We start from the raw sequence: 14,058 nt of genomic DNA on the forward strand, positions 1-14,058 counted from the left end.
TTCGGGAGGAGGGCCGCGCTCGGGAGGCCGTTTCGGCCTCCCGACGGCGCGACGGCCTCCCGAAGCGCGGTCAGGCGCGCGGGCGCGCCGGCCCCGTGGAGCCGCGCACCACGAGTTCCGGCTCGAAGAAGTACTCGTCGGGCGCGGCGGCGCTGCCCTCGATCTGGGCGACGAGCAGGTCGATCGCCATGCGTCCCATCACCTCGATCGGCTGCCGCACGGTGGTGAGGGGCGGGTCGGTGCTCGTCATCAGGGCGGAGTCGTCGAAACCGATCACCGAGACATCCGCCGGCACCGCGAGCCCCGCGCGCTTCACGGCGCGGATGGCCCCGAGGGCCAGGGGGTCGGATGCGCAGATGATGGCGGTGACCCCGGCTTTCAGCAGGCGGGTCGCGGCGGCCTGGCCCGCCTCGAGCGAATACTGGGAGTGCACGACGAGCTCGCGAGGGAACGCGCCCGCGCTCAGTCGATCGGCCGAGGCGAGCTTGCGCAGCGACGGAACGTGATCGGCCGGGCCGAGCAGCAGGCCGATGCGCTCGTGACCGAGCTGGCTCAGGTGCCCCCAGGCCTGCTCCATGGCGACGGCGTCGTCGGTCGAGACGGTGGCGAAGCCCAGGTCGGCGATCGGCGCGTTGGTCACCACGGTGGGCAGCCGCAGGTCGATCAGCCGGCGGTAGTGCTCGTGCGGCGCCTCTTCCTGCGTGTACTGGCCGCCGGCGAACACCACTCCCGACACGTGCTGCTGCAGCAGCAGGTCGAGGTAGTCGGCCTCGGAGATGCCGCCGGCGGTCACCGTGCAGAGCACCGGGGTGTAGCCGTGCTGGGCAAGCGCGATGCCCACCACCTCGCCGAAGGCCGGGAAGATGGGGTTCTGCAGCTCGGGCAGGAAGAGCCCGACGAGTCGGGCCCGTTCACCCCGCAGTTTGCTCGGCCGCTCGTAGCCGAGCACGTCGAGCGCGGTGAGCACCGCCTGCCGCGTGGCCTCGCCCACGCCGGGCTTCTCGTTGAGCACCCGGCTCACGGTGGCTTCGCTCACGCCCACCTTGCGGGCGACATCGGCCAATCGACGAGACATGCGTCGATCTTACGCAGACGACGCAAGTTCTTGCAGAAACGGCGACGGATGCCTCAGGGCGTGGCTTCGTGGCCGGAACGACCGTGGGTGCGCCGATCTTCTTTCATCTCGGCCTCGAACAGGTGGCGGCGGCCTGCCACCAGCTCGCTGCGCGTCATCCGCTCGGCCTCGCGGAAGGCCGCGTAGTAGCCGTCGTCGAACTCCTCGACGAGCTGGAACGTCCAGCGCCCGTCGACGACGTTCCGGCCGATCAGGGTGCGCTCGATCTCGTCGGCCAGGGCGCCGTGACCGGCTGACCGCAACGCATCCGTCGCCTCGCCGAGCGTCAGGTCGGCCATTCCGGTGAGCCGGTGGAAGCCGTAGAGCATGCCCCGGGCCTGCTCCACGATCTCGAGCGCCTCGGAGACCTTGCCGACCGCCGCGACGGTCTCGTCGGAGACACCCTCGGGGCGCCGGTGCTCGGGCGCGGGCCGTTCGCGATCGGTCGGGTTCATGCTTCGAGCTTGCCCCTGTTATCCGGCCAGGGGGAGGGGCAGGCTGAGGGCAGACCCGAAACCGGGCCGACAGTCGAGAGAGGTGCCCCGTGGCCAAGAAAGACATCGAGAAGGTCGGATTCGATCCGATCGAGTTCGCGCACGATCTCGGAATCCGCAGCAAGCACGCCTACCTCGCCGGGTTCGCCTCGGTGGTGCTGGCGCTCATCGCCTGGCTCGCCTCGCGCGGCAAGAAGAACGACGACAAGGCGCAGTCCGACCGCTGGGGCATCTTCATCGGTCACTGGGCGCCCACGTTCTTCGCGATCGGCATCGCCCTCAAGCACGAGGAGTGAGTGGTGGGCCGGGGTGCGCCCAGCGCCCCCGGCTACTGCCGCGGTGTGTACTCGTCGATGACGAGGATGTCGCGCCGGAAGTGCTCGGTGCGGTAGGCCGCGCGCCCGATCATGTGCGCTGACGCGGGTGCCGTGAGCGACTGGAAGAACACGATGGCGAGCGCCAGGGTGATGGTGCCGACCGACGGGTTCGTGACCGCGACATCCGCGACGATCGCGATCAGGCCGAGGATCTGCGGTTTGGTCGCGGCGTGCAGGCGCGACAGCACGTCGGGAAAACGGATGAGTCCCACTCCGGCCGCGAAGCACATGAGGGCGGCCAGCAGCACGAGCGCGGCGGTGATGACGTCGCGGATGTCGAAGCCCAGGTCGCCGGTCATGCGTCGTCCCTCGACGAGATGAACCGCGCCACGCTGACCGAGCCCACGATGCCGAACAGGGCCAGCCCGAGCAGCACGGGCAGATTGTCGGTGTGGCGGTTGATCGCCATCTCGGCGCCGATCGCGCACATCGCCGTGGCGACGAGCACATCGCTCGCGATGATGCGGTCGAGGGCCGACGGGCCCCGGATGATGCGCCAGAGCGCGCCGACCGCTCCGGCGCCGAACAGCACGCCGGCGATCACGATCACGACGGTCATTCGGGGCTCCCTTCGCGAAGCCGCGCGAGGTCGTCGGCCGATCCGGCCGCGCGGATGAGACGGCGTTCGGTGGCCAGCACCTCGCGCTTGAGGGCCGGCACGTCGTCGGCCGAGCGCACGTTCAGCGCGTGCAGATAGAGGGTCGACGTGTCACGGTCGATGTCGAGCACGATCGAACCCGGCACCAGCGAGACCGCCTCGGCCGTGAAGGTCATGACGAGATCGGATCGCGTGCGCAGCGGCACGGCGATGATGGCGTTGCTCGGGCGGTACCACGGGCTGACCGCGGTCCAGGCGATCTGCAGCGACGCCACCACGATGTCGAACAGCAGCCGCAGCGCGAACACGAGCGCCCACACCAGGTTGAGGCGGCCGCTCAGCCGCACGGCCGGAAGGTAGAACACCACCGACACGAGCAGAGCCAGCACCACTCCGGTGACGAGGGCGAGCCAGGTGAACTGGCCCCACAGCAGCATCCAGAGCAGCACCAGCCCGAGGAAGGGCACCAGCCCGCTCGCGATGCGCGCCCGGATCATGCGCGAGGGCCGCTGCGAGGTGTCGCCCTCGGCCGCCCGCTCGCCCTCGGCCGCCGCCCGCTCGCCCTCGGCCGCCGCCAGCTCGCCCTCACCTGCTCGCTCGCCCGTCATCGCACACCCCCCGGAAAGACGGAGTCGACATACATCTCGGGCGTCGCCACGTTCCCGGCCGCTCGCTGCGCGAGGTCGAACAGCGGCCCCGCGAACACCGTGAGGCAGATCGTCATGGCGATCAGTCCGGTGGTGGCTCCCACCATGAGCTTCGACGTGCCCGTGGCGGTGGCCACCCCGGTCGCGGTGCCGTTGGTGGCCTCCGGGCTCTCCTGCAGCGATTCGGTGAGCGGCGACTCGTAGCCCTCGACGTCTTCTTTCGGCCGCCAGAACGCCATGTTCCACACCCGCATGAGCGCATAGAGCGTGAGCAGCGAGGTCACGGCGCCCGCGCCGATCAGCACGTAGACGAGCGGGCTCGGGCTCGCCGCGCCCGCCTCGAACAGGCCGACTTTGCCGAGGAACCCCGAGAACGGCGGGATGCCGCCCAGATTGAGTGCGCCGATGAAGAACAGGATGGCCACGAACGGAGCCTTCTTCAACAGCCCGCCGAGCCGCGTGATCGACGTCGACCGCCCCACCCGTTCCACGAGCCCCACCACGAGGAACAGCGCGGTCTGCACCGTGATGTGATGCACGATGTAGTAGATCGTGGCGCCGGTCGCGAGCTCGGTGCCGATCGCGACGCCGAAGATCATGTAGCCGATGTGGCTCACGAGCGTGAACGACAGCAGCCGCTTCACGTCGGCCTGCGCGAGCGCGCCGAGGATGCCGATCAGCATCGTGAGCCCGCCCACGATCAGCAACGGCACGGTCAACGGCACATCGAAGAAGAGCAGCTTGTCGGTGCGGATGATGGCGTAGACACCCACCTTCGTCAGCAACCCGGCGAACACCGCCGTGACCGGCGCCGGGGCCGTGGGGTAGGAGTCGGGCAGCCAGAACGACAGCGGGAACACCGCGGCCTTCACCGCGAACCCGATCAGCAGCGCGGCGCACAGGATCACCTGCACGTCGAGCGGCAGCTCGCGGATGCGGTCGCTCAGCAGCGCCATCGTCACCGTGCCCGTGGCGCCGTAGATGAGGGCGATCGCCCCCAGGAACAGCAGCGACGACACCAGGCTCACCACCACGTAGGTCACCCCGGCCCGGATGCGCGACCCGGTGCCGCCGAGCGTGAGCAGCACGTAGCTGGCCGCGAGCAGCATCTCGAACCCGACGTACATGTTGAACAGGTCGCCCGCGATGAAGGCGTCGAACAGGCCCGCGGCGAGGATGAGGTAGGTGGGGTGGAAGATCGACACCGGGGTGTCGCGGTCGCGGTCGGCGATGCCCTGCCCGACGGCGAAGATGAGCACCCCGAGCAGCATCAGTGCCGAGACGACCACCATGATGGCCGACAGCCGGTCGACCACGAGCACGATGCCGAACGGCGGCTCCCACCCGCCGACCTTCACCACGGCGGGCTGGCCGGTGCGGTCGACCACGGCGAGCAGCGCCGCCGCCGCGATCGTGACGGCGGTGAGGGCCGTGACGCTGATGGCGATCTGCACGCGCGGGTAGCGGCCGAGGATGAGCGTGACGGCCGCTCCCACGAGGGGCAGGATGACGAGCAGCGGAACGAGGGCGTTCATCGCATCACATCCCTGTCGCGCTCGCTCGCTTCCGGCTCCGGGCCGCGGCCTCCGTCGATGTCGTCCTCGGCGTCGCCGCCCTCTTCGAGCACGGTGCGCACCGCCGCGTCGTCGCCCTCGAGCGACCGGTGGAACACCTGCGCCTGGTCGGCCTCGGCGGCGTCGTCCTCCTCTTCGCCGGTCGTGACGTCGTCGCCCTCGTCGCCGAGGTTCGAGAGCCACCACGAGCGGTAGATGAGGGCGAGGATGAACGCCGTCACGCCGAAGTTGATCACGATGGCCGTGAGCATGAGCACCTGGGGCACCGGGTCGACGGTGGAGGCGGCATCCGTCTGCCCGTCGATGATGGGGGAGTCGCCCGATCGGCCCGACATCACGAAGATGAGCAGATTGGTGGCGTTGCCCACCAAGAGGAAGCCGATGAGGATGCGCGTGAGACTGCGCTCGAGCATGACGTAGACGCCGGTGCCGTAGAGCACGGCCATGAGCACGACGAGTGTGATGGAGGCGCTCACGAGGCACCTCCGTCGGTGGCGTCGACGGTGCCGGTGCTGGTGGTGCTCGGTGGGCCGGAAGCTCCGGATGCCGCCGCCGCGGTGACCGGCGCGCCGCTCGTGTCGCGCCCCGCCACGCGACCGCGCGTCTCGGCCTCGGCGGCCGAGACGGAGTGGTCGTCGGGTTGCCCGTCGACCTCGTCTTCGGCCTGCTGCCGGTCGACCTCGCCGCCCAGGGCGCGCAGGATGTCGAGCACGACGCCGATCACCACGAGGTAGACGCCGATGTCGAAGATGGTCGAGGTGCCGAACGAGATGTGGCCGAGCACCGGCACGTCGGCCTCGAAGTAGGCCGACTGCAAGATCTCGCCGCCGAAGAACAGCGAGCCCACCGCCGTGCCCGTGGCCAGCAGCATGCCGCCCCCGAGCAGCACGCCCGGGCCGATCGGAATGGTCTCGCCGAGCTCGTAGCGGCCCCCCGCGAGGTAACGGGCGATGAGCGCGAGCCCCGCGAGCAGCCCGGCCGCGAACCCGCCGCCCGGGGCGTTGTGGCCGGCGAAGAGCAGAAAGATCGACACCACGATCGCGGGGTGGAAGATGAGCCGCACGAGCACCTCGAGAATGAGCGAGCGGTTCTCGGGCGAGAGCGTGCGCCCGCCGAGCAGCCAGGAGTGCTGGCGGTCGTCGGGCGCCTCGTCGGAGGTGTGCGGGTCGGCCACGAGCAGGGTGCGCTTCGAACCCTGGCGGCGGCCCCGCGACTCACGCAGTCGCGGAACGGTGAAGTTGCGGCCCGTGACGAAGATGAGGCTCGCGACGCCGGTGGCCACGACCACGAGCACCGAGAGCTCGTTCATGGTGTCCCAGGCGCGGATGTCGACGAGCATCACGTTGACGACGTTCTTGCCGTGGCCCTCCTCCACGGCGAGCCGGGCGAGTTCTTCGCCCATGCCCGGAGCCTGCCGGGCGCCGAGCGCGATGAAGCCGACGAGACCCATGGTGACGCCGACGAGCGAGCCGATGACGATGCGCCAGCCCTTGCGCACGGGCTTGTTGTGCTGCGCGATCTTGAGCGGAAGGCGGCGCAGCACGAGCACGAAGACCACGATGGTGACGGTCTCGACGAGCGCCTGCGTGAGCGCGAGATCGGGGGCGCCGTGGAAGGCGAAGAGCACCACGAGCCCGAAACCGGTCGCGCCGACGAGCAGCACGGCCGCGAGCCGGTGCGTGGCGCGGGCGGCCATCACGGCCGCGACCGCCATGGCGAGCGCCACGAACACCTGCGCCGGGTAGTCCCAGGCCACGAACTCGCTCGGCCAGGTGCGGTTGAGCGCGCTCGAGGCGCCGAGGCAGAGCACGAAGACGAGCAGGATGGTGCCGAGATATTGCGGCAGGCCGCCCCTCTGGGCGAACAGCGTGACGCGGGCGGCCGCGTTGTCGACGCTGCGCACGATGGTGAGATAGCTGCGCGACGCGTCGACGAGCGGGGGCACCTTCTTCTGCAGGCGCGCGAACGGCCTGCGCAGCGCGAAGAGGCCGAGACCGGCGGCGATCACGAGCGCCGAGATGCCGAGCGCGGGCTCCAGGCCGTGCCAGAGGGCGAGGTGGTAGTCGCCGCCGCCCGGCACGGTGTCGGCGTAGGTCTCGAGCGCGTGGCCGAGAGGGGCCGCCGCGAGTCCGAAGCCGATCGTGGCGAGCGTCAGCACGACGGGAGCGATGAGGATGCCGCGGTCGGGAGCGTGCGGCTCGTGCTCGGCCGCGTGCTGCCGGGCGGCATCCGTGTTCTTCGTGGCGAAGGCGCCGTAGAAGAAACGGGCGCTGTAGGCCACGGTCAGCACCGAGCCGAGGCTCACGCCCACGAGGGCGATGATGCCCCAGGGGTCGCCGGCGTGCTCGGCCGTGCCGATGCCGGCCTCGAGCAGCGACGTGAGCACTCCCTCTTTCGCCACGAAGCCGAGCAGGGGCGGGATGCCGGCCATGCTCGCCACCGCGATGAGCGCCACGGCCGCCAGAACGGGCCGGCGGCGGCCGAGCCCGGAGATCTCGCGCAGGTCGCGGGTGCCCTCGTCGTGATCGACGATGCCGACGACGAGGAAGAGGGTGGCCTTGAACAGCGCGTGCGCGAGCAGCAGCGCGGCGCCGGCGAGGGCGGCATCGCGCGTGCCGAAGCCGACGACCACGGTGAGGAAGCCGAGCTGGCTCACCGTGCCGTAGGCGAGCAGCAGTTTGAGGTCGTTCTGCCGCAGCGAGCGCCAGGCGCCGAGCAGCATGGTCCAGACGCCGAGGCTCACGAGCAGCGGCGTCCAGCCCGGGGTGTCGGCGTAGCCGGGGGCGAACCGGGCGATGAGGTAGATGCCGGCCTTCACCATGGCGGCGGCGTGCAGGTAGGCGCTCACCGGGGTGGGGGCGGCCATCGCCGCCGGCAACCAGAAGTGGAACGGCACGAGCGCCGACTTCGACAGGGCGCCGACCAGGATGAGCATGATCGACGTGGTGACGAGCGCACCGCCGGGCGGCGGGTCGGCCACGAGCTCCGAGATCGACGTCGTGCCGGCGTGCACGCTCAGCAGCACGATGCCCACCAGCATGGCGAGGCCGCCGAACGTGGTGACGAGCAGCGCCTGCAGGGCGGCGCCGCGGCTCTCCTTGCGCTCGGTGTAGTGCCCGATGAGCAGGTAGGAGAGCACGCTCGTGATCTCCCAGAACATGAACATGATGAAGATGTCGTCGGCGGTGACGAGGCCGTACATGGTGCCGGCGAAGGCCAGCAGCAGTGCGGCGAAACGACCGAGCGAGGGCTCGCGCGGCGAGAAGTAGCGGGCGCAGTAGATGAGCACGAGGGCGCCGACGCCCGACACGACGAGCGCGAGCAGCCAGGCGAGGGTGTCGACGCGGAAGCTCAGGGCGATGCCGAGCTGCGGAATCCACTCCACCCTCTCGACCGCCGCGCCACCGCTCAGAACCGTGCCGGTCTGGGTGAGTGTATAGACGAAGGCGGCCGCGGGCAGAGCCGCGACGACGTAGAAGACGCGAGTCGAGAGCAGCCTCGTCAGCAGGGGAGTGAGCGCTGAAAGTCCTGCGAACAGCAGCAGGATCAGGATCACGCGGACTCCTCATGTCGGGGAGAGGGCAGGGCCATCAGTCTACCCGGTCGACCTGAGGGCGCCTTCGGCCCCCACGATTCGCGCCCCACCGGCCGGATGCGGTGTAATCGACGAGACGAAGGGGTGCGTGTGGAATCGGTGGCGCTGGACGACGCTGTTCGCTGGGTGAGACGACAGGTGGAGCAGGGGCCGTTGCCCTCGGCGGTGCTCGGGGTGGCGACATCCGGGGGCATCCAATTTCTCGAGGCGTTCAGCGGCAGCGACGAGCGCCCGGCGCGCGTCGACGACCACTACGCCCTCTACTCGGTCACGAAGCCGCTGACCGGCATCGCCATGGCCCGGGCGATCGAGCGCGGTGACCTGTCGTTGCGCCGCGACCTCTCCACGGTGCTGCCGGATGCGCCGGGCGGCCCCGCGCATCCGTGGCGGTCGGCCGTGCGGCTCGAGCACCTGCTCTCGCACACGGCAGGCCTCGTCGAGCCCGCCCTCGACGACCCGCGCCCCCTCGACGAGCAGCTCGCCACCGCCGGGCAGGCGTTCGTCGCCGGAACCAGGATCAGCTATTCGAACATCGCCTTCCACGGGGCCGCGAAGCTGTTCACCGCGGCCACGGGGCGGGCCGTGCACGACGACATCGAGGCGCTCGCCGGCCTGACCGGCGCCGCCGACGGGTCGCTCACCTTCGACGCGGCGAGCGATCCGCACCGCGTCTACGGCCAGGAGCGCGCCGGGGTCTCGCCCGACCGCATCGCGGCAGCCCGGCATCCGGCCGCCGGCGTCAACGGCACCGCGGAGGGGCTGCTCTCGCTGGGCGCCTCACTGCTGCGCGCCCTGGGTGGCGCCCGCGGCGAGGTGCTGCACCCCGAGACCGCGCGCGGCATGACCATCTCGCGCACGGCCGGGCTGCCCGAAGCGGTGCCGAACGACGATCGGCGCGACTTCGGCCTCACCTGGCACCTGCGCGACGAGTCGTCGGGGCTGCTGCACCGAGACGCCATCGGCCACGAGGGGTGGACGACGACGCAGTGGTGGATCTACCCCGAACTCGACCTCTGCTTCACGCTGCTGACGAACGTGCTCGACGCCCGCGGGCTCGGGGTCGACCCCGACGAGCTGAACAACGCGGTGGTGGCGGGGAGCTGAGCCCTGTGCGCCCACCGCTCGGCGCCCGGCCCGGCGGTCAGCCCTGCGCTCAGCCCAGCGCTCAGCGCTCGGCGCCGGCCAGCATGCCGAGCACGCGCGGGTAGCTGCCGTTCGCGACCGCGTTGCGCAGGAAGCCGACGTTCTCGACCAGGATCTCGGCGGCATCCGGCTGGGTCTCGATCAGCAGCATGACCTCGTCGAGGAAGGCCTCGAGCGGCATCGCCGTGGGTGACTCGGCCTGCCCCGGCATGAGGTCGGTCTGCACCGCGGGCGGCACGAGCTCGAGCACCTGCACGGGCGTGCCGGCGAGCTGCACCCGCAGGCTCTCGGTGAACGAGTGGATGGCGGCCTTCGTGGCGCTGTAGGTGGGCGTGGCCGGCAGCGGCACGAACGCGAGTCCCGACGACACGGTCATGAACACCGGGTTGCGGGCCTGCTCGAGCCACGGCTCGAAGGCGGCGAGCAGCCGGATCGGGCCGAGCAGGTTGGTGGTGATCGTGCGCTCGGCGGTGGCGAGGAACGCCGGGTCGCGCAGGTTCTCGGCCTGCATGACGCCCGCCATGGCGATGACCACGTTGAGCTCGGGGTGCCGCCCGGTGACGGTGCGGAAGGCCTCGGCGATGGAGTCGGGGTCGGTGGTGTCGATCTGCACGGCGTCGAGGCCCGGGTGCCCGGCGACGAGCTCGTCGAGCAGCTCGGTGCGGCGCCCGCCGATGACGACGGTGTTGCCGAGCGCCTGGAAGCGCAGCGCGAGGCCGAGGCCGATGCCCGAGGTCGCTCCGGGGATGAAGAGGGTGTTTCCTGTGATCTGCATGCCTCCAGCGTGGTCGCCGGCGGCGCGGCGCGGCAGAGAGGGCTTGTCCAGGGATCGGCGGTCCCTGGCACGCGCCCCGCGGGTCGGCGAGGATGGGGAGCATGAACCGTGCCGATCTCGCCGACTTCCTGCGCACCCGCCGGGAGGCCCTGCAGCCCGCCGACGTCGGCATCGGCGCGGGTCAGCGCCGGCGTGCCCCCGGGTTGCGGCGCGAGGAGGTCGCGCTGCTGGCCGGCATGTCGACCGACTACTACGCCCGGCTCGAGCAGCAGCGGGCGCCGCAGCCTTCGGAGCAGATGCTCACCTCCATCGCCCGCGCCCTGCGCCTCACCCTCGACGAGCGCGACCACCTCTATCTGCTGGCCGGCCACAACCCGCCCTCGCGCGTGCGCCGCTCGGAGCACGTCGCCCCGGCCCTGTTGCGGGTGCTCGACCGGCTGCACGACACACCCGCGCTCGTGGTGAGCGACCTCGGCGTCACGCTGGCGCAGAACGCCATGTCGCTCGCCCTCAACGGCGACGAGATGCACTTCACGGGCCCGGCCCGCAGTGCGGTGTTCCGCTGGTTCACCGATCCGGCGGCGCGTGCCCGCTACCCCGAGCGCGATCACGCCCACCAGAGCCGCGTGCAGGCCGCCAACCTGCGAGCCGCGGTGGGCGGCGGGGCGGGCGAGGCCGATGCCCGGGCGCTCGTCGAGGAGCTGGTGCGTCAGAGCGCCGAGTTCCGCTCGGTCTGGGCTGCGCACGAAGTAGCCCGCCGGTTCGACGACCACAAGACCTTGGTGCATCCGGAGCTCGGCGAGATCGAGGTCGACTGCCAGCCGTTGTTCACCGAGAACGCCGCCCAGGCCCTGCTCGTGCTGACCCCGCGGGCGGGCACGGATGCCGCCGACAAGCTGCGTCTGCTGCAGGTGGTCGGGGTCACGTTCGCGGGGTGACGCTGGGTAGGCTCGCACCATGAGCTCCCGCCCGCCCCTGATCGCCGAGCACGTGATCTCGAACGCCGACGAGGGGCCCTACGCCGTGGCCGTCACGGCCGACGGTGCCGTGTGGTGCACGCTCGTGCACGGCGGAGCGGTGGTGCGGTTCGACCCTGCCACGAACTCCGCCGCGCGCGTCGACCTGCCGGTGCACGCCGAACGCCACCACGCCGGCCACAGCCACGCCGGCCGCGCCCAGCCTTCTCAGCTCGCCGTCGCCGACGAGGCCTCGGTGTGGGTCACCGACACCACGGGCGACCGCGTGCTGCTGCTCGGCCCCATGGAGCAGACGGATGCCGCGGCGGAGCCCTTCGGCGTGCGCCTCACCGTCGACGTGCCCACCGCGGGCGCGCAGCCGTTCGGCATCACCACCACCGACGACGGCACCGCCTGGTTCACCGAGATGGGACGCGACGCGCTCGGGCGCATCGACATCCTCGGTCGGGTCACCGAGTTCGCGGCAGGCACCGACGAGGGCTTCGTGTCGATGATCGCGGCGTCGGGTGAGAGCCTCTGGTTCACGGCCAACCAGGCCAACGCGATCGGCTACATCCGGGGCGGCGACTCAGCCGTGCAGCTGTTCGAGGTGCCGACGCCGCACGCCGGGCCTGTGGGCATCACGGTGGCCGACGACGGAGCCGCCTGGTTCGCCGAGATTCTGAGCGGGCGCATCGGACGGGTCGATCGCGCCGGCCGGTTCACCGAATACCCGCTGCCGTGGAGCGAGTCGAAGCCGCACGCGATCTGCGCCGACCCGGCCGGGGGCTGCTGGTTCACCCTGTGGGGGTCGAACCAGCTCGGGCACATCGGGTTCGACGGCGAGATCGAGCTGCACGACCTCTCGGCGACCCAGACCGAGCCGCACGGGCTGGCCGTCGGCCCCGACGGCACGGTCTGGGTGGCGATGGAGTCGGGGGCGCTGCTGGCGGTGAGCCGCGCAGGCTGAACCGGCGGGGTGGGCGCCGGCCCGCTGGGCGCCGGCCTCCTGGGTGCCGGCCTCCTGGGCGCCGGCGGCTGAGCTCAGGGGAGGGCGTTCGCGATGGCGGTGAGCACCTGCTCGGTGGTCGGCACGCCGGATGCGCGCATCCGCTCGTCTCCGCCGGCGTCGGTGATGACGATGGTGGGCGTCGCCACGATGCCGAGGCGCTCGCTGTCGTCGGGGGCGTCGGCCACGTTGATCTCGCGCCATCCCACCCGGTCGCCGAGCAGTGGGGCCACGCGGTCGAGGGTCTGACGCGTGCTCGAACAGGCGCCGCAGAAGCTCGACGAGTAGAGCGTGACGGTGAGTTCGGGCATGGAGTCCTCCTCTCCTGCACAACCCGCCGTGGGCCCCGCAGATTCCCACAACGACGGGGCGACGCGGATGCGCCGGGGTGCCCACGATAGAATCGACTGTCAACCGGCACCGGCGTCGGGCACTGACATCGGAACCGAGAGGAATCCACATGCCAGCGATCGTCTTGATCGGCGCCCAGTGGGGCGACGAGGGCAAGGGCAAAGCCACCGACCTGCTCGGCAGCCGCGTCGACTACGTCGTGAAGTTCAACGGGGGCAACAACGCCGGCCACACGGTCGTCGTGGGCGACAAGAAATATGCGCTGCACCTGCTGCCCTCGGGCATCCTGACCCCGGGCGTCACGCCGGTCATCGCCAACGGCGTTGTGGTCGACGTCGAGGTGCTGTTCCACGAGCTCGAGGCGCTCGGTTCGCGCGGTGTCGACGTGTCGCGGCTTCTCGTGTCGGCGAACGCCCACGTCATCACCGCCTACCACCGCACGATCGACAAGGTCACCGAGCGGTTTCTCGGCAAACGGCAGATCGGCACCACAGGCCGGGGCATCGGCCCGGCCTACGCCGACAAGATCAACCGCGTCGGCATCCGCATCCAAGACCTGTTCGACGAGGGCATCCTGCGACAGAAGGTCGAGGGCGCGCTCGACCTCAAGAACCACATCCTGGTGAAGGTCTACAACCGGCGGGCCATCGAGGCCGAGCAGGTCGTCGACGACCTGCTGAGCTACACCGAGCGGCTGCGGCCGATGGTGGCCGACACCTCGCTCGTGCTCGACCGGGCGCTGCGCGACGGCAAGACCGTGCTGTTCGAGGGTGGCCAGGCCACCATGCTCGACGTCGACCACGGCACCTACCCGTTCGTCACGTCGTCGAACGCGACGTCGGGCGGCGCCGCCACCGGGTCGGGCGTGGCGCCCAACCGCATCGACCGGGTGATCGCGGTCGTCAAGGCCTACACCACGCGCGTCGGCGCGGGCCCGTTCCCCACCGAGCTGTTCGACGAGTCGGGTGAATACCTGCGCTCGAAGGGCTTCGAGTTCGGCACCACCACCGGGCGGCCGCGACGCACCGGGTGGTACGACGCGCCGATCGCGCGCTACACCGCGCGCATCAACGGTGTCACCGACTTCGTGCTCACGAAGCTCGACGTGCTGACCGGGCTGCCGACCATCCCGGTCTGCGTCGCCTACGAGGTCGACGGCGTGCGGGTCGACGAGGTGCCGGTGTCGCAGAGCGACTTCCACCACGCCGTGCCGGTCTACGAGGAGTTCGAGGGCTGGACGGAAGACATCACCGGTGTGCGCACGTTCGACGAACTGCCCGCCGCGGCGCAGCGCTACGTGCTGGCGCTCGAAGAGATGAGCGGTTCGCGCATCTCGGCGATCGGCGTGGGCCCGGGGCGCGACGCGATCGTCACGCGACACGATCTGCTCGAGTGAGGTCGGCGTTCGCGGCGGTTTGTTGCTGA

Annotated in this window: 15 protein-coding genes; 5 read left to right on the top strand and 10 right to left on the bottom strand. The window is 70.9% G+C overall.

Features of this window, described 5'->3' with window-relative positions; translation table 11 throughout:
• Nucleotides 1-70 precede the first annotated feature (70 nt).
• Both N1032_RS19770 and N1032_RS19775 read right to left on the bottom strand, forming a co-directional pair.
• Nucleotides 71-1,075, bottom strand: coding sequence for a LacI family DNA-binding transcriptional regulator (locus N1032_RS19770; RefSeq protein WP_259541481.1), 1,005 nt, complete (start codon nt 1,073-1,075; stop codon nt 71-73).
• A 53-nt stretch (nt 1,076-1,128) separates the two neighbouring features.
• The gene (locus tag N1032_RS19775; RefSeq protein ID WP_259541482.1) at nt 1,129-1,569 is read right to left on the bottom strand and encodes a hypothetical protein; all 441 of its coding nucleotides are present in this window, start codon (nt 1,567-1,569) and stop codon (nt 1,129-1,131) included.
• 89 nt (nt 1,570-1,658) lie between these two features.
• Here N1032_RS19775 and N1032_RS19780 point away from each other — a divergent pair, with 89 nt between their 5' ends.
• Nucleotides 1,659-1,904: a hypothetical protein gene (locus N1032_RS19780; protein WP_259541484.1), complete on the top strand. Its 246-nt coding sequence runs from the start codon at nt 1,659-1,661 to the stop codon at nt 1,902-1,904.
• Between the two features lie 32 nt (nt 1,905-1,936).
• Here N1032_RS19780 and mnhG read toward each other — a convergent pair whose 3' ends face one another.
• From mnhG to N1032_RS19810, 6 genes are read right to left on the bottom strand one after another with little or no spacing between them, the layout of a single operon-like run.
• Nucleotides 1,937-2,284: a monovalent cation/H(+) antiporter subunit G gene (gene mnhG, locus N1032_RS19785; protein WP_259541486.1), complete on the bottom strand. Its 348-nt coding sequence runs from the start codon at nt 2,282-2,284 to the stop codon at nt 1,937-1,939.
• Complete coding sequence (locus N1032_RS19790) at nt 2,281-2,544, bottom strand: monovalent cation/H+ antiporter complex subunit F (protein WP_259541495.1); 264 nt, start codon at nt 2,542-2,544, stop codon at nt 2,281-2,283. Before N1032_RS19790 ends, mnhG begins: the two co-directional genes overlap by 4 nt.
• Complete coding sequence (locus tag N1032_RS19795; protein WP_259541498.1) at nt 2,541-3,191, bottom strand: Na+/H+ antiporter subunit E; 651 nt, start codon at nt 3,189-3,191, stop codon at nt 2,541-2,543. The genes N1032_RS19790 and N1032_RS19795 overlap by 4 nt, the downstream gene beginning before the upstream one ends.
• On the bottom strand, nt 3,188-4,765 hold the full coding sequence (locus tag N1032_RS19800) for a Na+/H+ antiporter subunit D (protein ID WP_259541499.1): 1,578 nt from the start codon (nt 4,763-4,765) through the stop codon (nt 3,188-3,190). Before N1032_RS19800 ends, N1032_RS19795 begins: the two co-directional genes overlap by 4 nt.
• Complete coding sequence (locus tag N1032_RS19805; protein WP_259541501.1) at nt 4,762-5,280, bottom strand: sodium:proton antiporter; 519 nt, start codon at nt 5,278-5,280, stop codon at nt 4,762-4,764. Before N1032_RS19805 ends, N1032_RS19800 begins: the two co-directional genes overlap by 4 nt.
• Nucleotides 5,277-8,360 (bottom strand): Na+/H+ antiporter subunit A, encoded by a 3,084-nt coding sequence (locus N1032_RS19810; RefSeq protein WP_259541504.1) that lies wholly within the window; start codon nt 8,358-8,360, stop codon nt 5,277-5,279. The genes N1032_RS19805 and N1032_RS19810 overlap by 4 nt, the downstream gene beginning before the upstream one ends.
• A gap of 129 nt (nt 8,361-8,489) precedes the next feature.
• Here N1032_RS19810 and N1032_RS19815 point away from each other — a divergent pair, with 129 nt between their 5' ends.
• Nucleotides 8,490-9,503 (top strand): serine hydrolase domain-containing protein, encoded by a 1,014-nt coding sequence (locus N1032_RS19815; RefSeq protein WP_259541512.1) that lies wholly within the window; start codon nt 8,490-8,492, stop codon nt 9,501-9,503.
• Nucleotides 9,504-9,564: 61 nt separating this feature from the next.
• On the opposite strand, the gene N1032_RS19820 is transcribed toward N1032_RS19815, so the two are convergent.
• Nucleotides 9,565-10,317, bottom strand: coding sequence for an SDR family oxidoreductase (locus N1032_RS19820; protein WP_259541522.1), 753 nt, complete (start codon nt 10,315-10,317; stop codon nt 9,565-9,567).
• Nucleotides 10,318-10,418: 101 nt separating this feature from the next.
• On the opposite strand from N1032_RS19820, the gene N1032_RS19825 reads away from it, so the two are divergent.
• Both N1032_RS19825 and N1032_RS19830 read left to right on the top strand, forming a co-directional pair.
• Nucleotides 10,419-11,255, top strand: a complete 837-nt coding sequence (locus tag N1032_RS19825) for a helix-turn-helix transcriptional regulator (protein WP_259541524.1) — start codon at nt 10,419-10,421, stop codon at nt 11,253-11,255.
• Nucleotides 11,256-11,274: 19 nt separating this feature from the next.
• The gene (locus N1032_RS19830; RefSeq protein ID WP_259541526.1) at nt 11,275-12,243 is read left to right on the top strand and encodes a Vgb family protein; all 969 of its coding nucleotides are present in this window, start codon (nt 11,275-11,277) and stop codon (nt 12,241-12,243) included.
• Between the two features lie 74 nt (nt 12,244-12,317).
• Here N1032_RS19830 and N1032_RS19835 read toward each other — a convergent pair whose 3' ends face one another.
• A complete protein-coding gene (locus N1032_RS19835) occupies nt 12,318-12,593 on the bottom strand; it encodes a glutaredoxin family protein (RefSeq protein ID WP_259541528.1) in 276 nt (91 codons plus the stop codon).
• A 149-nt stretch (nt 12,594-12,742) separates the two neighbouring features.
• Between N1032_RS19835 and N1032_RS19840 the strand changes: the two genes are divergently transcribed.
• Nucleotides 12,743-14,029 carry an adenylosuccinate synthase gene (locus tag N1032_RS19840; protein WP_259541530.1) on the top strand — a complete coding sequence of 429 codons (1,287 nt, stop codon included), beginning with the start codon at nt 12,743-12,745 and terminating at the stop codon, nt 14,027-14,029.
• The last annotated feature ends 29 nt before the right edge of the window (nt 14,030-14,058 follow it).

Origin of the sequence: Herbiconiux daphne (genome assembly GCF_024979295.1) — a bacterium.
Lineage (GTDB): Bacteria > Actinomycetota > Actinomycetes > Actinomycetales > Microbacteriaceae > Herbiconiux > Herbiconiux daphnes.

Excerpts from the sequence above, each read along its gene's own strand:
- N1032_RS19795 (WP_259541498.1), bottom strand. The coding sequence starts at position 3,191 with ATGACGGGCGAGCGAGCAGGTGAGGGCGAGCTGGCGGCGGCCGAGGGC.
- N1032_RS19820 (WP_259541522.1), bottom strand. The coding sequence starts at position 10,317 with ATGCAGATCACAGGAAACACCCTCTTCATCCCCGGAGCGACCTCGGGC.
- N1032_RS19775 (WP_259541482.1), bottom strand. The coding sequence starts at position 1,569 with ATGAACCCGACCGATCGCGAACGGCCCGCGCCCGAGCACCGGCGCCCC.
- N1032_RS19790 (WP_259541495.1), bottom strand. The coding sequence starts at position 2,544 with ATGACCGTCGTGATCGTGATCGCCGGCGTGCTGTTCGGCGCCGGAGCG.
- N1032_RS19825 (WP_259541524.1), top strand. The coding sequence starts at position 10,419 with ATGAACCGTGCCGATCTCGCCGACTTCCTGCGCACCCGCCGGGAGGCC.
- N1032_RS19800 (WP_259541499.1), bottom strand. The coding sequence starts at position 4,765 with ATGAACGCCCTCGTTCCGCTGCTCGTCATCCTGCCCCTCGTGGGAGCG.
- N1032_RS19835 (WP_259541528.1), bottom strand. The coding sequence starts at position 12,593 with ATGCCCGAACTCACCGTCACGCTCTACTCGTCGAGCTTCTGCGGCGCC.
- N1032_RS19830 (WP_259541526.1), top strand. The coding sequence starts at position 11,275 with ATGAGCTCCCGCCCGCCCCTGATCGCCGAGCACGTGATCTCGAACGCC.
- N1032_RS19840 (WP_259541530.1), top strand. The coding sequence starts at position 12,743 with ATGCCAGCGATCGTCTTGATCGGCGCCCAGTGGGGCGACGAGGGCAAG.
- mnhG (WP_259541486.1), bottom strand. The coding sequence starts at position 2,284 with ATGACCGGCGACCTGGGCTTCGACATCCGCGACGTCATCACCGCCGCG.
- N1032_RS19770 (WP_259541481.1), bottom strand. The coding sequence starts at position 1,075 with ATGTCTCGTCGATTGGCCGATGTCGCCCGCAAGGTGGGCGTGAGCGAA.